Origin of the sequence: Lysobacter claricitrinus (genome assembly GCF_045866565.1) — a bacterium.
GTDB lineage: Bacteria > Pseudomonadota > Gammaproteobacteria > Xanthomonadales > Xanthomonadaceae > Cognatilysobacter > Cognatilysobacter claricitrinus.
On sequence record NZ_BAAFZV010000002.1, the window covers coordinates 781,180 to 802,278 of the forward strand.

Annotated in this window: 20 protein-coding genes and 1 other RNA gene; 16 read left to right on the top strand and 5 right to left on the bottom strand. The window is 67.3% G+C overall.

Annotated elements, in window-relative coordinates; all coding sequences use genetic code 11:
- The 4 genes from ACKTTN_RS08470 to asnS are packed head-to-tail and all read right to left on the bottom strand — an operon-like array spanning position 1 to position 2,649.
- Entirely contained in the window at positions 1-642 is a 642-nt protein-coding gene (locus tag ACKTTN_RS08470) for an FMN-binding negative transcriptional regulator (protein ID WP_407909415.1), read from the bottom strand.
- Complete coding sequence (locus ACKTTN_RS08475; RefSeq protein ID WP_407909416.1) at positions 639-944, bottom strand: hypothetical protein; 306 nt, start codon at positions 942-944, stop codon at positions 639-641. Before ACKTTN_RS08475 ends, ACKTTN_RS08470 begins: the two co-directional genes overlap by 4 nt.
- The gene (locus ACKTTN_RS08480; RefSeq protein WP_407909417.1) at positions 941-1,249 is read right to left on the bottom strand and encodes a hypothetical protein; all 309 of its coding nucleotides are present in this window, start codon (positions 1,247-1,249) and stop codon (positions 941-943) included. The genes ACKTTN_RS08475 and ACKTTN_RS08480 overlap by 4 nt, the downstream gene beginning before the upstream one ends.
- Positions 1,249-2,649, bottom strand: a complete 1,401-nt coding sequence (gene asnS, locus ACKTTN_RS08485) for an asparagine--tRNA ligase (RefSeq protein WP_407909418.1) — start codon at positions 2,647-2,649, stop codon at positions 1,249-1,251. The genes ACKTTN_RS08480 and asnS overlap by 1 nt, the downstream gene beginning before the upstream one ends.
- Before the next feature lie 136 nt (positions 2,650-2,785).
- On the opposite strand from asnS, the gene ACKTTN_RS08490 reads away from it, so the two are divergent.
- The 16 genes from ACKTTN_RS08490 (at position 2,786) to ACKTTN_RS08565 (ending at position 20,588) form a co-directional block, all read left to right on the top strand.
- On the top strand, positions 2,786-3,121 hold the full coding sequence (locus ACKTTN_RS08490; protein ID WP_407909419.1) for a HesB/IscA family protein: 336 nt from the start codon (positions 2,786-2,788) through the stop codon (positions 3,119-3,121).
- A gap of 74 nt (positions 3,122-3,195) precedes the next feature.
- Positions 3,196-4,998 carry a DUF885 domain-containing protein gene (locus ACKTTN_RS08495; protein ID WP_407909420.1) on the top strand — a complete coding sequence of 601 codons (1,803 nt, stop codon included), beginning with the start codon at positions 3,196-3,198 and terminating at the stop codon, positions 4,996-4,998.
- A gap of 180 nt (positions 4,999-5,178) precedes the next feature.
- Positions 5,179-5,601 carry a 30S ribosomal protein S6 gene (rpsF, locus tag ACKTTN_RS08500; RefSeq protein WP_407909421.1) on the top strand — a complete coding sequence of 141 codons (423 nt, stop codon included), beginning with the start codon at positions 5,179-5,181 and terminating at the stop codon, positions 5,599-5,601.
- 12 nt (positions 5,602-5,613) lie between these two features.
- Positions 5,614-5,844, top strand: coding sequence for a 30S ribosomal protein S18 (gene rpsR, locus ACKTTN_RS08505; protein ID WP_027083063.1), 231 nt, complete (start codon positions 5,614-5,616; stop codon positions 5,842-5,844).
- Positions 5,845-5,985: 141 nt separating this feature from the next.
- Positions 5,986-6,438 (top strand): 50S ribosomal protein L9, encoded by a 453-nt coding sequence (rplI, locus tag ACKTTN_RS08510; protein ID WP_407909422.1) that lies wholly within the window; start codon positions 5,986-5,988, stop codon positions 6,436-6,438.
- Between the two features lie 264 nt (positions 6,439-6,702).
- On the top strand, positions 6,703-8,115 hold the full coding sequence (locus ACKTTN_RS08515) for a replicative DNA helicase (RefSeq protein WP_407909423.1): 1,413 nt from the start codon (positions 6,703-6,705) through the stop codon (positions 8,113-8,115).
- A 9-nt stretch (positions 8,116-8,124) separates the two neighbouring features.
- Positions 8,125-8,337 (top strand): KTSC domain-containing protein, encoded by a 213-nt coding sequence (locus ACKTTN_RS08520; protein WP_407909424.1) that lies wholly within the window; start codon positions 8,125-8,127, stop codon positions 8,335-8,337.
- Between the two features lie 20 nt (positions 8,338-8,357).
- On the top strand, positions 8,358-9,452 hold the full coding sequence (gene alr / locus ACKTTN_RS08525) for an alanine racemase (RefSeq protein ID WP_407909425.1): 1,095 nt from the start codon (positions 8,358-8,360) through the stop codon (positions 9,450-9,452).
- 4 nt (positions 9,453-9,456) lie between these two features.
- Positions 9,457-10,902 carry a cryptochrome/photolyase family protein gene (locus ACKTTN_RS08530; protein ID WP_407909426.1) on the top strand — a complete coding sequence of 482 codons (1,446 nt, stop codon included), beginning with the start codon at positions 9,457-9,459 and terminating at the stop codon, positions 10,900-10,902.
- An 83-nt stretch (positions 10,903-10,985) separates the two neighbouring features.
- Positions 10,986-11,663, top strand: a complete 678-nt coding sequence (locus ACKTTN_RS08535) for an OmpA family protein (protein WP_407909427.1) — start codon at positions 10,986-10,988, stop codon at positions 11,661-11,663.
- 265 nt (positions 11,664-11,928) lie between these two features.
- Entirely contained in the window at positions 11,929-12,924 is a 996-nt protein-coding gene (locus tag ACKTTN_RS08540; RefSeq protein ID WP_407909428.1) for a ligase-associated DNA damage response exonuclease, read from the top strand.
- Complete coding sequence (locus tag ACKTTN_RS08545; RefSeq protein WP_407909429.1) at positions 12,921-14,513, top strand: ATP-dependent DNA ligase; 1,593 nt, start codon at positions 12,921-12,923, stop codon at positions 14,511-14,513. Before ACKTTN_RS08540 ends, ACKTTN_RS08545 begins: the two co-directional genes overlap by 4 nt.
- Positions 14,510-17,248, top strand: coding sequence for a ligase-associated DNA damage response DEXH box helicase (locus tag ACKTTN_RS08550; protein WP_407909430.1), 2,739 nt, complete (start codon positions 14,510-14,512; stop codon positions 17,246-17,248). The genes ACKTTN_RS08545 and ACKTTN_RS08550 overlap by 4 nt, the downstream gene beginning before the upstream one ends.
- Positions 17,238-17,939: a ligase-associated DNA damage response endonuclease PdeM gene (pdeM, locus tag ACKTTN_RS08555; protein WP_407909431.1), complete on the top strand. Its 702-nt coding sequence runs from the start codon at positions 17,238-17,240 to the stop codon at positions 17,937-17,939. The genes ACKTTN_RS08550 and pdeM overlap by 11 nt, the downstream gene beginning before the upstream one ends.
- 52 nt (positions 17,940-17,991) lie before the next feature.
- Positions 17,992-18,345, top strand: a transfer-messenger RNA (tmRNA) gene (ssrA, locus tag ACKTTN_RS08560).
- Positions 18,346-18,422: 77 nt separating this feature from the next.
- Complete coding sequence (locus ACKTTN_RS08565; RefSeq protein WP_407909432.1) at positions 18,423-20,588, top strand: CHASE domain-containing protein; 2,166 nt, start codon at positions 18,423-18,425, stop codon at positions 20,586-20,588.
- Here ACKTTN_RS08565 and smpB read toward each other — a convergent pair.
- Positions 20,585-21,091: an SsrA-binding protein SmpB gene (gene smpB, locus ACKTTN_RS08570; RefSeq protein ID WP_407909433.1), complete on the bottom strand. Its 507-nt coding sequence runs from the start codon at positions 21,089-21,091 to the stop codon at positions 20,585-20,587. The two genes, ACKTTN_RS08565 and smpB, sit on opposite strands and share 4 nt — an antisense overlap.
- Positions 21,092-21,099: the final 8 nt, after the last annotated feature.

Consider the following 21,099-nt stretch of genomic DNA (forward strand, 5'->3'; position numbering starts at 1 on the left):
TCAGGCTCCTTCTTGCATCGATTCGAGAGTGCCGCGCATCCACGCGGCAACGTCGCGATCGCCGGCGTCGGACGACGACACGAGGCGGTCGATCACCGCGAGACGGTTCGCGAGCGGATGGTTCTGGCTGAGCTTGGCCTTGAACTCGACGTTGTCGACGACTACGCGCAGCCCGACGATGCCGCGCAGCTGCACGCGTTCGGCGGGGTCGTTCGCGTCGTAGCGCCAGTCGCCGCCGACACGGCCTTCGTGCACGTCGCCGAGCTCGATCAGCAGCTCGCCGAGCGACGCATCATCGTCGAACCAGTCCAGCGCGCCGGAGAGGTGTGCGACGACGTAGTTCCACGTCGGAACGCGCGCGTGCTCGGCCTTGTCGGTGTACCAGGTCGGCGAAACGTAGGCATGCGGGCCCTGCAGGATCACGAGCGCGCGACCGCGGTGGCGCGTCTGCGGATTCGGGCGCGCAAGGTGGCCGCGCAGTTCGATCGCGTCGCCGTCGCGGCGATACAGGACGGGCAGGTGCGAGATGCATGGCACGCCGTCGTCGACGGTGACCAGCGTTGCGAACGGATGCGATGCCGCGAGCGCGTCGAGGCGCGAGAGGTCGCGCTCGTCGAAGGCTCGCGGCAGGTAGAGCGTCACTGGCGACGCGGCAACTTGACGATCATCTGCGGACGCAGCGCGTCGTCGCTGGCGCCGCGCGGCGGCGTCAGTGCATCGAGGTCGAACCCGCGTGCGTCGGCGTCGTCGGCATCGAGGCCATCCAGCGACACGAAGTCGGCATCCATCAGCGCTGCGCGCGCGGTGTCCTCGCTGTCGTAGGGCAGGGTGGCGCCGTCGCAGTCGAGCACTTCGGCCGTGCCGGCCTCCTTCGCGCGCAGGCGCGCCCAGATCAGCGTGTCGCCCGCGGTCGCGAGCCACCATTCGTCGTTCGACATCGTCATGCACCCATCCAGTACGACACCAGCCAGAGCAGCCACGCCAGCACGAGGCCGACGATGATCGTGAGCAGTGAGACGCGCGCCGGCGTCGCGAGCCCGCTCAGGTTGCGATCCGGCGTATCGCGATAGCCGGCCAGCAGCAGCCACTTCCATGCGTGCAGCCGGAAAAACGCGTTCGGCCCGAGCTGCGCGGCGAGGTCGGGGTGGCGGTCGCGGATATGCACCAGCGCGAGCGGCCAGAAGATCACCAGTGCCGTGGCGCCGGCGATGGCCAGCGCCACGAAGCACAGTGCAAGGAACAGGATCATCAGAACTCGGCCTGGCCCGGCGCGCGCGGGTAGGGGATGGCGTCGCGGATGTTGGACAGGCCGCAGATGTAGACGACCAGTCGCTCGAAGCCGAGGCCGAAGCCCGCGTGCGGCACCGTGCCGTAGCGGCGGAAATCGCGATACCAGCCGTAGTGCTCGCGGTCGAGGCCGAACTGCGCCATGCGCTTGTCGAGCATGTCGAGGCGCTCTTCGCGCTGGCTGCCGCCGATGATTTCGCCGATGCCCGGCGCCAGCACGTCCATCGCGGCGACGGTCTTTCCGTCGTCGTTGAGGCGCATGTAGAACGCCTTGATGTGCTCGGGATAGTTCATGACGACGACCGGACGGCCGACGTGCTGCTCGGTCAGCCAGCGCTCGTGCTCGGTCTGCAGGTCCAGGCCCCATTCGACCGGGAATTCGAACTTCTCGTTCGACTTCTGCAGCAACGTGATCGCGTCCGAGTACTCGATGCGCTCGAACGGCGCGTTGACGAAGGCTTCCAGGCGCGTGATCGCGTCCTTCTGCACGCGCTCGGCGATGAACGCCATGTCGTCCGCCCGCTCGGCGAGCACGGCGCGGAACAGGTATTTGAGGAACGCTTCGGCGAGGTCGGCGTTGTCGTCGAGATTCGCGAACGCGATCTCCGGTTCGATCATCCAGAACTCGGCGAGATGCCGTGTGGTGTGCGAGTTCTCGGCGCGGAAGGTCGGGCCGAAGGTGTAGACCTTGCTCAGCGACAGGCAGTACGCCTCGACGTTGAGCTGGCCCGATACCGTGAGGAACGCTTCCTTGCCGAAGAAGTCGCGGCTGAAATCGATGGCGCCCTTCGCATCGCGCGGCAGGTTGGCGAGATCGAGGGTGGACACCCGGAACATCTGGCCAGCGCCTTCCGCGTCCGACGTCGTAACGATCGGCGTCGAGATCCAGTAGAAACCGTTCTCGTGGAAGAAGCGGTGCACCGCCTGCGCGAGCGTGTTGCGGATGCGCGTCACCGCGCCGAAGAGGTTGGTGCGCGGACGCAGGTGCGCGACTTCCCGCAGGAACTCGAGCGAATGCGCCTTAGGCTGGATGGGGTAGGTTTCCGGGTCGTCGACCCAGCCAACGACCTCCATGGACGTCGCCTGCAGCTCGAACGCCTGGCCCTGGCCCTGCGACTGCACGACCGTGCCGGTCGCGATCACCGCGCAACCGGCCGTGAGTCGCTTGATCTCCGATTCGTAATTCGCGAGCGCCGCGGGCGCGACCACCTGGATCGGCGCGAAGCACGAGCCGTCGCTGACGTTGACGAAGCTCAGCCCCGCCTTGGAATCGCGGCGCGTGCGGACCCAGCCGCGCACCGTGACTTCGCCACCTGCCGGTACCTTGCCCGCGAGCACCTGCTCGACGCTCATGATCGTCATGCGCTGACTACCCGTCCTGATCTTGATTTCCGGGCCGGTCGGCCCGACGTGGGACGCAGAGTTTACGTGCTGTTGCAGGGCCATTGCGGCCCTACTGCCTATACTCGCCCCGCATCCACGCCGTACCGGAGTCCGCATGGCCGTCTCGCTCGCCCCCGCCGCCCTCGACCGCGTCCGCCGCTACCTCAGCGAGACGCCCGATGCGCTGGGCCTGCGTTTTGGCGTCAAGAAGACCGGTTGCTCGGGCTGGCAGTACGTCGCCGACCTTGCGAAGGCGTCGAACGACGACGACCGCATCTTCCTGCAGGACGACGTGCGCATCTATGTCGACCAGGCCAGCCTGGCGATCGTCGACGGTACCGAGATCGACCTCGTGCGCCAGAAGCTCGGCGAGCAGTTCGTGTTCCGCAACCCGAACGTGCGCGGCGAATGCGGTTGCGGCGAGAGTTTCACCACCGCCGAGCACGACTGATTCGCGACGGCCGGCACGGGCGGGGCCCGTGCAAGCGGCGCTAGACTCGGGCCGTCCTGCCCGGAGTCCGCCCGATGATTCGTCCGCTGCTTCTCGCTGTCGCGCTGTCGACGCTCCTTCCTGCCACGTCGTTCGCCGTGAGCGCGCCCGCGGCGAGCACGGCCAACGCGGCGACCAGCTCGTTGCACAGTTTCTTCGACGAACAATGGGAACGCGGCCTTCGCGAATATCCCGAGAACGCGACGGCCAATGGCGACGCGCGCTTCAACGACCGCTGGACGGATGCGAGCCTGGAGGCGATCCGCAAGCGCGACGCGGAGGATCGGGACGCACTCGCACGGCTGAAGGCGATCGACCGTAGTGCGTTGTCCGAGGCGGACCGTCTCAATTACGACGTCTACCTCTGGGACCTGCAGCGCACCGTCGAACGACAGAAGTTCAACGAATGGCAGCGCCCGCTCACGCAGCGCGGCGGCGTGCAGACCGCGGACGAGATCGTCGAGTTGATGCAGTTCCGCAGCGTCAAGGACTACGAGGACTGGCTCAAGCGCCTCGAGGCGCTGCCGGCGCTCATCACCCAGAACGAAGCGCTGATGCGCGAGGGCATCAAGGCGGGCAACACGCCGCCGCACGTGCTGATGGAGCGCGTGCCGGCGCAGATCCGCGCGCAGCTGGTCGACGACCCCACGAAGAGCCGTTTCTACCAGCCGTTCCTGAAGTTCCCGGACGCCGTGCCCGAAAGCGATCGCGCCCGCCTGCGTGCGCGGGCGGTGGAGCTGATCGGACAGCGCGTGATTCCGGCGTATCGCGAATTCGCCACGTTCTTCGACAACGACTACCTGCCGAAGACGCGCACCTCGATCGCGGCGGTCGACCTGCCCGACGGCAAGGCCTACTACGACTTCCTCGCCGGCTATTTCACGACGACCGATCTAACTGCCGACCAGATCCACGAGATCGGGCTGAAGGAAGTCGCCCGCATCCGCGGCGAAATGGAGAAGGTGAAGGCGGAAGTCCGCTTCAAGGGTTCGATGCAGGAGTTCTTCACCTACCTGCGCACGGACCCGCGCTTCTTCAAGAAGACGCCGGACGATCTGTTCGAGGCCTACCAGGCGATCGCCAAGCGCATCGACCCCGAGCTGGTGAAGGTGTTCCGCACGATTCCGCGCCTGCCGTACGGCGTGCGTCCGATCCCGCCGGCGTCCGCACCCGACACGACGACCGCGTACTACCAGCCCGGCGCCGCCGACGGCAGCCGCGCCGGCTACTACTACGTCAACCTGTACAAGCCCGAGACGCGGCCGACGTGGGAGATGGTCCCGCTGTCGCTTCACGAGGCGGTTCCCGGCCATCACTTCCAGTTCGCCCGCGGTCTGGAAATGGCCGAGGCCCCGATGTTCCGTCGCACCGCGTATTTCGTGGCGTACGGGGAAGGCTGGGGGCTCTACGCCGAGCGACTCGGCTACGACATGGGCCTCTATGACGATCCGTACGACCGCATGGGCCAGCTGGCGTACGACATGTGGCGCGCGGTGCGGCTTGTGGTCGACACCGGCATGCACAGCAAGGGCTGGAGCCGCGACCGGGCTATCCAGTACTTCATGGACAACTCGCCCAAGACCCGCCAGGACGTGGTCAACGAGATCGACCGCTACATCAGCTGGCCGGGCCAGGCCCTGGGCTACAAGATCGGCCAGATGAAGATCTCCGAGCTGCGGGAGAAGGCCGCCCGCGAGCTGGGCGACCGTTTCGACCTCCGTGACTACGACGACGCGGTGCTCGAAACCGGCTCGGTGCCGCTGGCGGTGCTGGAGAAGCACATCGACGAGTGGATCACGGCCCGCAAGCGGGCGCCGGCCGCCAGTCCGGCTCGCTGAGCGGCGCGACGGGTGGGAGCGGGGCCGGCGGCGTCCGCCGGTTTCACGCGGTTTGCACGTAACCCATTGAGCTGACATAATTTCCGGCTCCGCGGCCGTTGGTCGCGGCGACCTTGCTCCACTGCTGCTGCACGCAGGGGGCTGCCCGGCGCGATGCGCCGCATCCACAAGGAAACGAAAATGCGTCATTACGAAGTCGTGTTCCTGGTCCATCCGGACCAGAGCGAGCAGGTCCCGGCCATGATCGAGCGTTACAAGACGCTGATCGAAGGCGCCGAGGGCAAGATCCACCGCCTCGAAGACTGGGGCCGCCGCCAGCTGGCGTACCCGATCCAGAACCTGGTCAAGGCTCACTACGTGCTGCTCAACATCGAAGCCTCGCAGGCTGCGATGAACGAGCTGGTCGACAGCTTCCGCTTCAACGACGCCGTCCTGCGCCACCTCGTGATCAAGCGCGACGGCCCGGACACCGAGCAGTCGCTGATCATGAAGTTCAAGGACGAGAAGGGCGACAAGGGCGAGCGCGGCGAGCGTCGCCGCCGTGACGACGATGGTGAGGGTGCTCCCTCCGCCGACGCCTCCGACAACGCCGAAGCCGCTTAAGGAATCCGACCCATGTCCAAGTTCTTCCGTCGCCGCAAGTTCTGCAAGTTCACGGCCGAAGGTATCAAGGAGATCGATTACAAGGATCTCAACACCCTTCGCCAGTACCTCACCGAGACCGGCAAGATCGTTCCGAGCCGCGTCACCGGCACCAAGTCGAAGTACCAGCGCCAGCTGGCCACGGCCGTCAAGCGCGCCCGTTTCCTCGCGCTGATCCCGTACACCGACAACCACAACGCCTGAGTCCCGATCTTCGGCAGGAACCCGCGCATCACGTTCGGGTTCTTCGTCGAAAGCGCTCGAGACCCATCCATTCGGACAGCGATCCGCTGTGGCGGCCGTCGGCACCTGCCGGCCCGCCACTAACGAATACGGAGCATCACCATGCAGCTCATTCTTCTCCAGAACGTCACCAACCTCGGCAAGCTCGGCGACAAGGTCAACGTCAAGCCGGGTTACGGTCGTAACTTCCTCGTGCCGCAGGGCAAGGCCGTGCCGGCCACCGCGTCGAACCTGGCCGACTTCGAGGCGCGCCGCGCCGAGTTCGAAGCCAAGGCCAAGGCGCAGCTCGAGGGCGCCGAAGCCCGTCGCGCCGCGCTCGAAGGCGCCGAGGTCACGATCGCCGCCAACGCTTCGCCGGAAGGCAAGCTGTTCGGTTCGGTCACGCCGCGCGACATCGCCGAGCAGCTGTCCAAGCTCGGCCACAAGGTCGACAAGTCCGAAGTGGTGCTGGGCGAAGGCCCGTTCCGCCGCACGGGCGAGTACGACGTCATCGTGCGCATGCACGCCGACGTCGAGCAGACCGTCAAGGTGATCGTGGTCGGCGAAGCCGCCTGATCCACGCATCAACGCGACAGACGAAGGGCGCCTCCGGGCGCCCTTCGTCGTTTCGGGCCGCGCAAAAGCGCGGTTGTGCGACGCGAGTCAGGTGCATGGAGCTGGCGGTTTCGTGATCGCAGTCGGCGAGATCGGGCCGTGCGACAACGTATCGGACTTATCCCGACTTACCCACAGACTTATCTGCAACGGACGCAGGCTCCTGCTGGCTACGATGCCGCGGGGAATATCGCGCCGCGACTGCGGCAGAGAGCAGCAACGACGATGAGCGCACGCGCCGGCTTCCGTAACGAAAAGCGCTTCGAGACGCGTGCAGAACAGCGCGTCGACCAGTTGCGCGTGCCACCGCAGTCGGTGGAGGCCGAACAGGCCGTGCTCGGTGGCCTGATGCTCGCGCCGGATGCCTACGATCGCGTCGCCGACCAGCTCAGCGATGGTGACTTCTACCGTCGCGACCACCAGCTCATCTATCGCGCGATCCGCGAGCTCGCCGAGAAGAATCGCCCGTTCGACGCGGTGACGCTGGGCGAATGGTTCGAGTCGATGGGGCAGTCGGAAACCGTCGCGGGCGGCGCCTACCTGATCGAACTCGCGAGCACGACGCCGTCGGCGGCGAACATCGCCGCGTACGCGGAAATCGTTCGCGACAAGGCGATCCTGCGACAGCTGATCGAGGTCGGCACCGACGTCGTCAACAATGCATTTCAACCGGACGGCCGCGAGAGCGGCGAGATCCTGGAGGAAGCCGAGCGCGAGGTGCTGGCGATCTCGCAGGCCAACCGTTCGGGTCGCAGCGATTTCACGCCGGTCACCAAGGCGCTGTCGGAAGCGTTCGACGAGCTGCAGACGCGTTACGCGAACGGCAGTGGCGTCACCGGGCTGCCGACCGGCTACACCGAATTCGATGAGCTCACCGCCGGCCTACAGAAGACCGACCTGATCATCCTCGCGGCGCGACCTGCGATGGGCAAGACGACGCTCGCGCTCAACATCGCCGAGTTCGCCGCGTTCAAGAGCCGCCTGCCGGTGGCCGTGTTCTCGATGGAAATGTCCGCATCGCAGCTCGCGATGCGCCTGATCTCGTCGGTCGGTCGCGTCAACGCGCAGCGCCTGCGTACCGGTCAACTGGAAGACGAGGACTGGAGCCGCGTCACCGGCGCAATCCGCCAGCTGCGAGAAGCGAAGGTGTTCATCGACGACGAGCCGGGCCTGTCGCCCGCCAAGCTGTCGTCGAAGGCGCGTCGCCTCAAGCGCGAGCACGGTCTGGGCCTGATCGTCATCGACTACCTGCAGCTGATGTCGGTGCCGGGCAACAACGAGAACCGCGCGACGGAAATCTCCGAGATTTCGCGCTCGCTCAAGGGCCTGGCGAAGGAGCTGGGGGTGCCGATCATCGCGTTGTCGCAGCTCAATCGCTCGCTGGAAACGCGTACCGACAAGCGGCCGGTGATGGCTGACCTTCGCGAATCCGGCGCCATCGAGCAGGACGCGGACATGATCGTCTTCATCTACCGCGACGATTACTACAACAAGGAAAATTCGCCGGACAAGGGCCTTGCCGAAGTCATCATCGGCAAGCAGCGAAGCGGCCCGACGGGCTCGTTCAAGCTGAAGTTCTTCGGCGAATACACCCGCTTCGACAACCTTTCACACGACTCGATCGGTTCGTTCGAATAACGTCGCGGGGTGCGCCGCATCCCCGTCGATTCCGAAGCGCTGAACAGCGTCGGCTACGACCCGACGCGGCGCGTGCTGGAAATCGAATTCACCGGCGGCGGCGTCTACCGGTATTTCGATGTGCCGGAGCGCGAAGCGGTGGGGCTCGTCGAATCGGACTCGCGGGGGCAGTACTTCAGCGAGCGGATACGCGAGCGCTACCGCTTCGAGCAGGTGCCCTGACGTCGCCTTAGAATGCGCGGATGGCACGACCGACCTCCGCGACCATCCACGTCGACGCCCTGCGTCACAACCTTGGCCAGGTGCGCGCCCGCGCGCCCGCTAGCCGGGTGATGGCAGTGGTCAAGGCCGACGGCTACGGCCACGGCCTGGAGCGCGTGGCGCGTGCGCTTGCCGGCGCGGACGCGTTCGGCGTTGCCGCGTTGTCCGACGCCGAGCGGCTGCGCGCCGCGGGCATCTCGCAGCCGATCCTGCTGTTGTCCGGTTTCGATGAGCCGTCGGACATCGAACGCCTGCGCGCACTGAACGTGTGGACCGCAGTGCATCACGTCTCGCAGCTGGAAATGCTGGAGCAGGCCATGCCGGGCGAGCCCATAGACTGCTGGCTCAAGCTAGACAGCGGCATGCATCGCCTCGGCTTCGCGCCCGACGCGTTCCGCGATGCACATGCGCGTCTGACCGCGATGCGCGGCAGCGCCGTCGGCAACATCGTGCTGATGAATCATTTCGCGAGTTCCGACGACTTCGCCGACAGTGCATCGCAGGGCGTGCACACACGCGAGCAGATCGAGGTGTTCCGCGCGGTGACGTCGGATCTGGGCGGTGCGCGATCGCTCGCCAATTCCGCGGCGGTGCTGGGCTGGCCCGACGCGCACGACGATTGGGTGCGTCCCGGCGGCGCGCTGTACGGCATATCGGTCGTCGACGGACGCGTCGGCGAGGATTTCGGCCTGCGCCCGGCCATGACGCTGTCGACGCGCCTGATCGCGGTGAACCGCGTCTGCAAGGGTGGCCGTATTGGCTACGCCGGTACATGGGAATGCCCGGAAGACATGAACGTCGGCGTCGCCGCGATCGGTTATGGCGACGGCTATCCACGCGCGGCACCCGCGGGCACGCCGGTGCTGGTCGGCGCGCATCGCACGCAAGTGATCGGCCGGATCTCGATGGACCTGATGACGATCGACCTGCGCAGCGTGCCCGAGGCGCGCGTCGGTGACCCGGTGACATTGTGGGGGCCGGAGTTGCCGGTCGAAACGATCGCAGCGTCGGCCGGCACGATCGGCTACGAGCTGACCTGTTCGATCACGCGACGCGTCCGTTTCCTCGAACGCTGACGCCATGCCGGTCGCGATCGTCTGGTTCCGGAACGACCTGCGGCTTGACGACAACCCGGCGCTGCAGGCCGCACTCGATGGCGGCTTCGATGTCGTGCCGGTGTATATCCACGATCCGGACGGCGAGGGCGAATGGGCGCCGGGTGCGGCGTCGAACGCGTGGCGGGCGCGATCGCTGCAGGCGCTCGATGACGCGTTGCACGCGCGTGGCAATGCGCTTCGATTTTTCCTCGGGCACGCGGGGCCAACGCTCGCAGGCATCGCCGCCGCGACAGGCGCCGACGCTGTGTTTTGGAATCGCCGCTACGAGCCCGCGGTCGAAACGCGCGACGCACGCATCAAGCGCGAACTGCGCGAGCAGGGGCTGCAGGTCGAGAGCTTCAACGGCGCGCTGCTGTTCGAACCCTGGACGCTGAAGACGGGGAAGGGCGGGCCGTATCGCGTGTTCACCCCGTTCTATCGCGCCGCGCTCGCACACTGGGCGCCGACGTCGCCGCAGGACGCCCCCGAACGCATTCCGCACAGCGACGACGGCCCTGCCGGCGTGCTGATCGACCAGCTTCGGCTGACCCCGGAACGCAGCTGGGACGACGGTTTCTGGTCGCACTGGACACCGGGTGAAGGCGGGGCGCGCGATGCGCTCGAGGTGTTCGTCGACGGCGCATTGCACGGCTACGTCGAAGGCCGCGATCGTCCGGATCGTGCCGGCACATCGCGCCTGTCGCCGCACCTGCATTTCGGCGAGATCGCCGTATGGCGCGTGGTGCATGCCGTCGACGCGCAGCGCGGGACCGTTTCCGATGCACAGGTCGACGCGTTCCTGCGTCAGCTCGTATGGCGCGAATTCGCGACGCATCTTCTGCACCACTTCCCGCACACGCCCGAGCGCGATCTCGACGAACGGTTCGCGACATTCGACTGGACAAGGCCGGGACGCTCGACGATCGACCGCTGGCGTCGCGGCCGCACCGGCGTTCCGATCGTCGACGCCGGCATGCGCGAGCTGTGGGCGACCGGCTGGATGCACAACCGCGTACGCATGATCGTCGCCAGCTACCTGTGCAAGCACATGCGCGTGCACTGGCGCACCGGTGCCGAATGGTTCCGCGACACGCTGGTCGATGCCGACCTCGCCAACAACACGATGGGCTGGCAGTGGGTCGCCGGCACGGGCGCCGATGCGGCGCCGTACTTCCGCGTGTTCAACCCGGTGACGCAGGCCGAGCGCTTCGACCCGCGCGGCGACTATGTCGCGCAGTGGGTGCCGGAACTGGCGCATGTCCCGATGCCGTTGCGCCATGCGCCGTGGCGCGATCCGGTGCTTCTCGCGCGCGTTGCGCCGTCGTACCCGAAGACGCCGCTCGTCGACCTCGCGCGCGGCCGCGATGATGCGCTGCTCGCTTATCGAAAGTTGCGTGATGCTCGACGTGGCGACGACGAACATCGCTAGACCCTGAACGGCGCTGTCGTCCCTCACCTGTCGCTGACGACGCCGCACCTAGCGTGGCGCCGTCGAAGCCCCGAGGGTCACCCATGAAGACAACGTCCACGCTCCTACTCACCGCATTGATCGGCGCACTCGTCGCCGGTTGCGCGACCGCCCCGAATTCCTACACCACCAATCCCGACACCAATGACCGCACGCGCAATGGCGCGCTCATCGGTGCCGCAGTCGGCGCGGTTGCCGGCGTGCTGACCGGCGATGACGCCGTCGAGCGTCGCCAGCACGCGCTCATCGGCGCCGGCGTCGGCGCACTCGCCGGCGGTGCAGTCGGCAACTACCAGGACCGTCAGGAACGTGCGCTGCGCGACAGCCTGCAGGGCACGGGCGTCGGCGTGACGCGCCAGGGCGACAATATCGTCCTCACCATGCCCGACGCGATCACGTTCAGCACCAACAGCTCGGCACTGCAGCCGCAGTTCCGCCCGGTGCTCGACAACCTGGCGAGCACGCTGACCCAGTACGGTCAGACGGTGATCAACGTCGCCGGTCACACCGACCAGCGCGGCGACGCGAGCTACAACCTCAACCTGTCGCAGCAGCGCGCGGAGTCGGTCGCGGGCTACCTCAACACCAAGGGTGTGACGCGCGACCGCATGGTCGTCGTCGGCCGCGGCGAAACGCAGCTGCTGTGCACGGAGAACACCGAGTCGTGCTGGTCGCGTAATCGTCGCGTCGAAATCACGCTGGTGCCGCTGCGCCAGGGTTGATCCGTTCATCGGGCGGGGGAAGGCGGAGTGCTGCGGCACTCCGCCTTTCTTTTTTCGGGGCGGCGGCGGAATGCTCCCGCGCCGATTCTGATTCCGACTCCGATGCCGATGCCGCGATCCAGGCTCCGACTCCCAGCGGCCGTCGAACCGGTGCGCGAAAGTGTGAGCCGGACGCGCGTCCGTCACAGGGAGTGAGACGAAGCCCACGTACGGTCACGTCGCGCTCTTGTCGGCGCGATGACGTCCCGCTGCCTACGGTCGCTCCATGTCTTCCGACCTTGTCGTCCTTCGTCGCGAAGGGCTCTATTGCCCGCAGGGCGATTTCTACATCGATCCCTGGAAACCGGTCGAGCGCGCGGTGATCACGCACGGTCACGGCGACCACGCACGTCCCGGCAATGCCGAATATTTCGCCGCGCGCGATGGCCTGCCGATCCTGCGCTGGCGACTGGGCGACCAGGCCTATCGTGCCTTCGACTACGGCGAATCGTTCGAGATCGGCCACGCGCGGGTGTCGTTCCATTCCGCCGGGCACGTGCTCGGTTCGGCGCAGGTGCGCATCGAAGTCGACGGTCAGGTGTGGGTCGCATCGGGCGACTACAAGCGCCAGCACGATCCGACCTGCGCGCCGTTCGAAGTCGTCGACTGCGACACCTTCATCACCGAGGCGACGTTCGGTCTGCCCATCTACCGTTGGCCCGACACCAGCGACGTGGCGCGCGAGATCGTGGAATGGCGCGACCACTGCGCATCGCGCGGCGAAGCGGCGGTGCTGCTGTGCTACGCGCTGGGGAAAGCGCAGCGCGTGCTCGCGGAACTCGCCATGTGGACCGATCGCCCGGTGTTCCTGCACGGCGCGGTGGCCGCCGGCGTGCAGGTGTATCGCGACGCCGGCATCCGCATGGTCGATACGTTACCGGTGTCGGAAACGGCGAAAGGCGCGGAGTTCGCCGGCGAGCTGGTGCTGGCGCCGCCGTCCGCCGCAGGCAGTCCGTGGATGCGGCGCTTCCGTCGCGCGCAGACCGGCTTCGCATCCGGTTGGATGCGCGTTCGCGGCAATCGCAGGCGACGCAACTACGATCGCGGCTTCGTCATCTCCGACCACGCGGATTGGCCGGACCTGATCCGGACGATCCGCGAAACCGGCGCGCGGCGCGTCATCGCCACGCACGGCAACACCGACGCGATCATCCGTGCGCTCATCGAGGACGGCATCGCCGCCGAGGCGTTCGCAACCGACTACGGCGGGGAAGCGGAATGAAGCGCTTCGCCGCGCTCTATACGGAGCTCGATCGCAGCACCGCGACGCTCGACAAGCGCGCGGCGCTGGTCGCGTACTTCCGCGACGCGCCGCAGGAGGACGCGGTGTGGGCGCTGTGGCTGCTGTCCGGCGGCAAGCTCGGGAAGATCGCCAACACACGCGAGTTGCGCGAATGGCTGTCGCAGGAAACCGGCACGCCCGAATGGTTGTTCGACGACAGCTATGCGCACGTCGGGGACCTCGCCGAGACGCTCACGCTGCTGTTCGACGATCCGCCCAAAGGCGTGATCGACATCCCGTTGCACGACTGGATCGAGAAACGCCTCGTTCCCGTCGCCGGGCGCGATCCGGCGCTGCGTCGCGCAGCCGTCGTCGAGGGCTGGCGGTCGCTGTGCGCCGACGAACGCCTCGCGTTCAACAAGTTGCTGACCGGCGCGCTGCGCGTCGGCGTTTCGCAGCGCCTGGTGCAGCAGGCGCTGGCCGAGATGTCGGGCGTCGACATCGCACGCATCGCGCAACGCATGCTCGGCAACTGGGCGCCGACGCCGCAGTTCCTGCGCGACCTGCTGAATCCCGACGAGTTGCCAGGCGATCGCGAGCAACCGTATCCGTTCTTCCTTGCGTCGCCGCTGGAGGCTGAAGCAGAAACCCTCGGTTCGATCGACGACTGGTTGCTCGAGTGGAAGTGGGACGGGATACGCCTGCAGCTCATTCGTCGCGGACCGGAGATCGCGCTGTGGTCGCGTGGCGAGGAACGCCTCGACGGTCGTTTCCCCGAGATCGAGGACGCAGCGACCGTGCTGCCACGCGACTGCGTGATCGACGGCGAGCTGATGGCGTGGCGCGCGGGCGACGAACAGCCGATGCCGTTCACCGCCTTGCAGACCCGCATCCAGCGTCGCAAGCCCGGCCCTAAGACGCTCGCCGACACGCCGGTGTGCGTGCTCGCCTACGACCTTCTCGAACTCGATGGCCGCGACCTGCGCGAGCTTCCGCTCGCCGAACGGCGCGCGATGCTCGATGACCTGCTGTCGTCGACGAACGATCCGCGCATCGTGCCGTCCCCCGTGGTCGACGCCGGCGACTGGTCCGAGGCGCTCGCACTGCGCGAAGCGGCGCGGCAACGCGGCGTCGAAGGGTTGATGTTGAAACGCCGATCGTCGACGTACCAGATCGGTCGCCGGCGCGGCGACTGGTGGAAGTGGAAGATCGATCCGCTGAACATCGACGCGGTGCTCATCTACGCGCAGTCCGGACATGGGCGGCGCAGCACGCTGTTCACGGACTACACGTTCGGCCTGTGGGATGGCGATGCGCTGGTGCCCGTCGCCAAGGCGTACTCGGGGCTGGACGACAAGGAAATCCTCGCGCTCGATCGCTGGATCCGCGCGCACACGCTCGAACGTTTCGGGCCGGTGCGTTCGGTCGAGGCCGCGCATGTCTTCGAACTCGGCTTCGAAGCGGTGAACAAATCGAGCCGGCACAAATCCGGCATCGCCGTGCGCTTCCCGCGCATCCTGCGCTGGCGTCACGACAAGGTGCCGCACGATGCCGATCGCCTGGATACGTTGCGGGCGCTCGCGCGATGAGCGGCGGCTGGCTGTTGAAAGGGCTCGCGGCGTCGGAGGGCGAGGACGACCCTTACGCGGCGTATCCCGAGCGACCCGATCCGAATGCGCCACGGCAGACGGTCGAATCGATCCGGCGGGAAAAAGCACGTCGCGCGGCGGCGGAACGGCGTCGCGTCGAATCGGCCGCGCGCGCGGAGCGCTTGCGGCAACTGGAACAACGCGTAGGCGAAGACGACGCGATCTGCGCGCTGGAAGGTGTCATCGACACGCCGTCGCGCACGCGCAAACGTTTGCCTTCCGCATCGGACGATCCCGAGCAGGTGCTTGCCGACTGGTTCGCGAGCCGCGGCTGGTCGCCGGCGCCATTCCAGCGCGAGGTGTGGTCACGTTATTTGCGCGGCGAAAGCGGGCTGCTGCACACGCCGACGGGCAGCGGCAAGACGCTGGCCGCGTTCGGCGGCGCGATGATCGAAGCGATCGCGGACACGCAGGGCAGGGGAGTCGTCGCGTCGCCGACGCGCGATCTCAAGGTGCTGTGGGTGACCCCATTGCGCGCGCTCGCCACCGACACATTGCGCGCGCTGCGCGAACCCGCGGACGCGCTCGGCCTCGACTGGGCGATCGGCCTGCGCACCGGCGATGCGAGCGCGCGCGACAAGAAGCTCGCGCGCGACGGACGACTCGACGCACTGGTGACGACGCCTGAATCGCTCGCCCTGCTGCTTTCGTATCCCGAGACCGCCGAACGGATGGCGTCGCTGCGCTGCATCGTCGTCGATGAATGGCACGAGCTTCTCGGAACGAAGCGCGGCGTGCTGCTGCAACTGTGCCTGGCGCGGTTGCGCGCACTCTCGCCGTCGCTGCGTATCTGGGGGCTGTCGGCGACACTGGGCAACCTCGACGAAGCGCGCGACGTGCTGTTGCCACACGCGCCGCAATCCGTGGTCGTCTCCGGTGCGACGCCACGCGCGGTCACGCTCGAAACACTGCTGCCTGACGCGGGCGAGCGATTTCCGTGGGCTGGCCACCTCGGCCTTGCGCAGCTGTCGCGCGTCGCCGAGCGCATCTTCGACGCGCGCACGAGCCTGCTGTTCACCAACACGCGCGCGTTCGCCGAGCTGTGGCATCAGGCGCTGCAGGCCGTGTGGCCGGAGGATCCGGCGACGCTCGCCCTGCATCACGGTTCGCTCGATCCCGCGCTTCGCGCCGAGGTCGAAGCCGGGCTACGCGACGGCAGCGTGCGCTGCGTGGTCGCGACGTCGAGCCTCGATCTCGGCGTCGACTTCCCGGCGGTCGACCAGGTGTTCCAGCTCGGCAGCCCGAAGGGCACCGCGCGACTGTTGCAGCGTGCGGGCCGCGCCAAGCATCGCCCCGGCGAATCCGGTCAGGTGGTCTGCGTCCCGACGCACATGCTGGAGCTCGTCGAGTTCGCGGCGGTGCGCGAAGCGGTGACGGCGGGCGAAGTCGAAGCACGTCGTCCGCCCCGCATGAGCCTGGACGTTCTCGCACAGCATTGCGTGACGCTCGCGCTGGGCGGTGGCTTCGATGCCGACGAACTGCTGCGCGAAGTGCGCGGCACGCACGCGTTCGCGGGATTGGCCGACGAAGCCTGGCAGTCGGTGCTCGACTTCATCGTGCAGGGAGGCCGCGCGCTCGAGCACTATCCCGACTTCCAGCGCGTGGTGCGCGAGGAAGACGGCCGGTACGCGGTGCACGATCGTCGCGTCGCGCTGCGGCATCGGTTGTCGATCGGCACGATCACCAGCGAAGGCAGCGTCGCAGTCAAGCTGGTGCGCGGCGGCACGCTGGGCGCGGTGGAGGAGGGGTTCGTCGCACGACTGAAGCCGGGCGATCGCTTTCTGTTCTCGGGCCGCATGTTGCAGCTGGTGCGCATGGAAGCAATGACCGCGCTGGTGAAACGCGCGCCGCCGGGCGAAGGGCTGGTGCCGCAATGGACGGGCATCAAGCAGCCGCTGTCCATGGAACTCGCGTCGCGCGTCGAACGCCTGCTCGCGAGACCGGTCGACGTGCCGGAGATGCGCGCGGTCGCGGCTCTGCTCGATCTGCAGTCACGCATCTCGTCACTGCCGCGACGCGGACAGCTCCTGGTCGAATGGACCAAGACGCGCGAAGGCACGCAGCTGTTCGTCTTTCCGTTCGCCGGGCGCCTCGCCAACGAAGGGCTCGCGGCGCTGGTGTCGCTGCGATGGGGGCGGCTGGAGCCGAACACGTTCGGCTACGCGGCGAACGACTACGGATTCGTGCTGAAGCCGGCGCGCGAGCCGCGCGTCGAAGAAGATCTCCTGCACGAGCTGATGTCGCCTGATCGACTGTTCGAAGACCTGCGCGAAAGCCTCAACCTGGGTGAACTGGCTCGACGCCAGTTCCGCGAAATCGCGCGCATCGCCGGCCTGCTTCCTCCGACGGTTCCCGGCCGCCCGCAGAAAAGCATGCGCCAGCTGCAGGCATCGAGCGGCCTGCTGTACGACGTGCTGCAACGCTACGACCCGCACCACATGCTGCTGGAGCTCGCCGAACGCGAGGTGTTCGCCGGGCAGCTCGAGGTGCAGCGCCTGCAACGCGTGCTCGACGACTGCGCATCGCGCGAGGTCATGCTGCTGCGCCCACGGGGGTTGACGCCGCTTTCGTTCCCGCTGTGGGCGGAAGGCCTGCGTGGACAGCTCAGCACCGAAGACTGGAAGACGCGCGTGCAGCGGGCGGCGAGTCGATTGGAAAAGCGCCATGGCCGCTGACCACGGGCTCTGGGTCGAGGGCGACATCGCCGGCGAGTCGATGCACCTGCTCGCGGCGCGCGCGTTGTACTGGCCGCGCATGCGCCGGCTGTTCCTGTCGGATCTGCATCTGGGCAAGGCGGATGTTTTCCGTCGCGCAGGCGTCGGCCTTCCGCGCGGCGGGACGATGCGCGATCTCGGTCGCCTTGCCGACGCCGTGGCGCTGACGGGCGCAACATCGGTCTGCATCCTCGGTGATGTCGTGCACGGCGCGGTGTACGACAGCGCGTGGCTGCGCGACTGGGCCGCATGGCGCGATGCGCATCCGCAGGTCGTCGTCGCGGCGCTGACCGGCAATCACGATCGCGCGCTCGCCGATGCCGGGCTCGAAGTCGAACTGCTCGGCGACGCCTGCGACATCGGTCCGTTCGCGCTCCGGCATGAGCCGGTCGAGGTGCATGGCCTGCATGTCCTCAGCGGCCATCTGCACCCGTGCGTGGGCATCGCCGAGCTCGGGCCGCGCCGCTGGCCGGTGTTCTGGTTGCAGCAGCGACTGACGGTGCTGCCCGCGTTCTCGGAATTCACGGGCGGCTGCCAGGTGGATGCGTCGCGCGGCGACGGGCTGGTCGTCTGCGCCGCAGGCACCGCCGCGTGGATCCGGCGCCCGGTCTCCGCTGAACCCGCGCGCGGCTACAGCCGCTGGAAAGGTTGAGGTGGCGGCTGCGGGGCCTATACTGCTTGTGTCAGCGGAAGATGCTGTCCCCGGGGGTGCACTGGCTTCGACGGGGGTCGCGAAATCGCTTGGCGCATGCCGAGGGGGTAGCTTTCCTCGTAAATCCAGCTGCAAAACTCTAGTTGCCAACGACGACAACTACGCTCTCGCCGCTTAAGGCGTAAGCCCCGAAACAGCTTGTGTCCGTGCTCGCTGCGTAGGGTCATTATCACGGAATCGCCGGTGATGGCTGCCTGTCAGTCGCCGGTTAACCCAAAGCGGGCTGGTCTGCCGATGCGCTTTGCGCGCCGTGCTGTTGGTGGACGAGATCTAACGGAGCGCTAAGCATGTAGTGCCGGGGATGGAGTGCCTTCGGACGGGGGTTCGATTCCCCCCACCTCCACCAACACGGAGCCCAGCCGAAAGGCTGGGCTCTTTTTTTGCCCGTCACGACGCTGCGCATCGCGACGGTATGCTGTGGCGATGGATGATCGTGCGGGCCTGCCGAAGGAATCGCCGTGGTCGCGCGTGGTGCCGCGCGGAAGCCACCTGCTGGCGTTCGGGGTGCTGATCGCCTCGTTGTTGCTCGTATCGTGGACGTGGAGCAACGCCCGCGCGCGCGAGATGCGCGCGGCCCATGCCCAGTTCGAAGCCGATACCGACGAGATCGACGGCATCGTCCGCGAGCGTCTGGCCCAGTACGAACTGATCACGCGCGGCGGCGTCTCCCTGTTCGCATCCGTGGCGCGACCGACGCCGCGTCAGTGGCAGTCGTATGTCGAAGGCATGGGCATCGCCGACCGCTATCCGGCGATCCTCGGCCTGGGATTCGCCGGCTATGTTCCGAATTCGCGCCTGCCCGACCTGCAGCTCGAATGGCGCGATTCCGGCTACGGCCTGCTCAACATCCGCCCGCGCGGCGTTCGCGCGTACTACGGCCCGGTCCTCTATCTCGAACCGCGGCGTCCCGAGAATGTCGCCGCGATCGGTTACGACATGTACGGCGAACCCGTGCGACACGCGGCCATGGAGTCGGCGCTCGAGACGGGCCGCCCGCGCATCAGCGGCCCCGTGCAACTCGTGCAGGACGGCCCCGCGCGGCGCGCCAGCGTGCAGATCTACCTGCCGATCTATCGCGCAGGCGACCAGCCGATCACGCCGTCCGCGCGTCGCGAGGCGATGCAGGGCTGGATCTACGTGCCGTTCCACGTCAAGGAAATGGTCGAAACCGCGCTCGCCGGACGCCTATCGACCATGCACGTGCGCATCAGCGACGTCAGCGAACCGGTATCGGCACTGCTGTACGACGGCGGACGACGCGATGCCGATCCCGCATTCACCCGCTCGACGACCCTCGATGTCTACGGCCGTCGCTGGCGCCTCGATTTCGCATCGCCCCCGGTGACCGAAGCGGTTCCGGGCCTGCGCACCCTGCAGGGAACGCTCGCACTTGGGCTGATCGCCGCGCTGCTGCTTTACGGCGTCGCATTCACGCTCGCGCGCACCGGCACGCGAGCGCGCGAGATCGCCGGCCGCCTGACCGAGGAATTCCGTCGCAGCGAATTGCGCTTCCGCGCGGCCATGCAGTACTCGGCGATCGGCAAGGCGCTGGTCGACAGCCGCGACTGCATCGTCGACGTGAACCCTGCATTTGCCGCGATGTTCGGACGGCGCGCCGATGCGCTCATCGGGTTGCCGTTCGAATCGCTGTTCGACCTGCGCGAGGGCGAATCACTGGCGCGCAACGACGGCGACGGCGTGTGGCGCGCGATGCGCCGCTTCCAGCGACCGGACGGCACCACGCGTCACGTGCACCTGACGTATTCGCCGATTCCCGGCAACATCGGTCAGGACGTCTCGGGCCTGCTGCAGATGGAGGACGTCACCGAACGCCTGCTCGCCGAGGCGCGCGTGCATGCACTCAACCGCACGCTTGAGGCGCGCGTCGCGCTGCGCACGCGCGAACTGATGCGCGCGAACCAGGAACTCGAGTCGTTCGCGTACAGCGTGTCGCACGACCTGCGCGCACCGCTGCGCGCGATCGACGGATTCAGCCGCATCCTTGCCGAACGCTACGCCGACCGCCTGGACGACCCCGGTCGCGACTACCTGTCGCGCGTGCGGCGCGCGGCAACGCGCATGGGCGAGTTGATCGATTCCATGCTGCAGCTGGCGCGACTGTCGCGGAGCGCGCTCAAGGTCGAGATGGTGGACCTCAGCCGCGTCGCGACGGAGCTGGTTGAGGAACTGCATGTCTCGGAGCCAACGCGCCAGGTCGACGCGCGCATCCAGCCGGGTCTGGAGGTGGAAGGCGACGCCACGCTGCTGCGTAATCTCCTGCAGAACCTCATCGGCAATGCATGGAAGTTCACCCGTGACCGCGAGCCCGCGGTAATCGAATTCGGCATGGCGCCGAGCGGCGAATACTTCGTGCGCGACAACGGTGCGGGGTTCTCGCAGGACTACGTCGACAAACTGTTCCGCCCGTTCCAGCGCCTGCACACCGAGGAACACTTCGCCGGCCACGGCATCGGGCTGGCGACGGTGCGACGCATTGTCGAACGCCACGGCGGAACGATCCGCGCCGAGGGCGAGGTGGGCGAGGGCGCGACCTTCTACTTCACGCTGCCCGGCGCGACCGATCTTTAAGCGTTGCGGTTGTGCGCGCGCATGGCGCGCTGTTTCTCGCGCTGCCAGTCGCGTTCCTTGCTGACATCGCGCTTGTCGTGTTCCTTCTTGCCCTTCGCCAGCGCGACTTCGGCTTTCACGCGATTGCCCTTCCAGTACAGCGCCGTCGGCACCACCGTGTAACCGTCGCGCTGGATGCGGCCGATCAGCGCGTCGATCTCGTTGCGGTGCATGAGCAGCTTGCGCGTGCGGCGTTCTTCCGGCACGACATGTGTCGACGCCTGGATCAGCGGCGTGATCTGCGCGTTGAACAGGAATATCTCGCCGTTACGCACCACGGCGTACGCTTCGCCGATGTTCGCGCGCCCGGCGCGGATCGCCTTGAGCTCCCAGCCCTGCAGCGACAGGCCGGCCTCGGTGCGCTGCTCGAGGTGGTATTCGTGGCGCGCGCGCTTGTTCAGCGCGATCGTGCCGCCGGCCTTTGACTTATCCTTGCCGGACTTTCCTTTCGAATTCTTGCTCATCGCGCCAT

What these genes read in the sequence shown, in the direction of transcription:
- ACKTTN_RS08475 (WP_407909416.1), bottom strand. Translation starts at nt 944, where the DNA reads ATGACGATGTCGAACGACGAATGGTGGCTCGCGACCGCGGGCGACACG.
- ACKTTN_RS08480 (WP_407909417.1), bottom strand. Translation starts at nt 1,249, where the DNA reads ATGATCCTGTTCCTTGCACTGTGCTTCGTGGCGCTGGCCATCGCCGGC.
- asnS (WP_407909418.1), bottom strand. Translation starts at nt 2,649, where the DNA reads ATGACGATCATGAGCGTCGAGCAGGTGCTCGCGGGCAAGGTACCGGCA.
- ACKTTN_RS08490 (WP_407909419.1), top strand. Translation starts at nt 2,786, where the DNA reads ATGGCCGTCTCGCTCGCCCCCGCCGCCCTCGACCGCGTCCGCCGCTAC.
- ACKTTN_RS08495 (WP_407909420.1), top strand. Translation starts at nt 3,196, where the DNA reads ATGATTCGTCCGCTGCTTCTCGCTGTCGCGCTGTCGACGCTCCTTCCT.
- rpsF (WP_407909421.1), top strand. Translation starts at nt 5,179, where the DNA reads ATGCGTCATTACGAAGTCGTGTTCCTGGTCCATCCGGACCAGAGCGAG.
- rpsR (WP_027083063.1), top strand. Translation starts at nt 5,614, where the DNA reads ATGTCCAAGTTCTTCCGTCGCCGCAAGTTCTGCAAGTTCACGGCCGAA.
- rplI (WP_407909422.1), top strand. Translation starts at nt 5,986, where the DNA reads ATGCAGCTCATTCTTCTCCAGAACGTCACCAACCTCGGCAAGCTCGGC.
- ACKTTN_RS08515 (WP_407909423.1), top strand. Translation starts at nt 6,703, where the DNA reads ATGAGCGCACGCGCCGGCTTCCGTAACGAAAAGCGCTTCGAGACGCGT.
- alr (WP_407909425.1), top strand. Translation starts at nt 8,358, where the DNA reads ATGGCACGACCGACCTCCGCGACCATCCACGTCGACGCCCTGCGTCAC.
- ACKTTN_RS08530 (WP_407909426.1), top strand. Translation starts at nt 9,457, where the DNA reads ATGCCGGTCGCGATCGTCTGGTTCCGGAACGACCTGCGGCTTGACGAC.
- ACKTTN_RS08535 (WP_407909427.1), top strand. Translation starts at nt 10,986, where the DNA reads ATGAAGACAACGTCCACGCTCCTACTCACCGCATTGATCGGCGCACTC.
- ACKTTN_RS08540 (WP_407909428.1), top strand. Translation starts at nt 11,929, where the DNA reads ATGTCTTCCGACCTTGTCGTCCTTCGTCGCGAAGGGCTCTATTGCCCG.
- ACKTTN_RS08545 (WP_407909429.1), top strand. Translation starts at nt 12,921, where the DNA reads ATGAAGCGCTTCGCCGCGCTCTATACGGAGCTCGATCGCAGCACCGCG.
- ACKTTN_RS08550 (WP_407909430.1), top strand. Translation starts at nt 14,510, where the DNA reads ATGAGCGGCGGCTGGCTGTTGAAAGGGCTCGCGGCGTCGGAGGGCGAG.
- pdeM (WP_407909431.1), top strand. Translation starts at nt 17,238, where the DNA reads ATGGCCGCTGACCACGGGCTCTGGGTCGAGGGCGACATCGCCGGCGAG.
- ACKTTN_RS08565 (WP_407909432.1), top strand. Translation starts at nt 18,423, where the DNA reads ATGGATGATCGTGCGGGCCTGCCGAAGGAATCGCCGTGGTCGCGCGTG.
- smpB (WP_407909433.1), bottom strand. Translation starts at nt 21,091, where the DNA reads ATGAGCAAGAATTCGAAAGGAAAGTCCGGCAAGGATAAGTCAAAGGCC.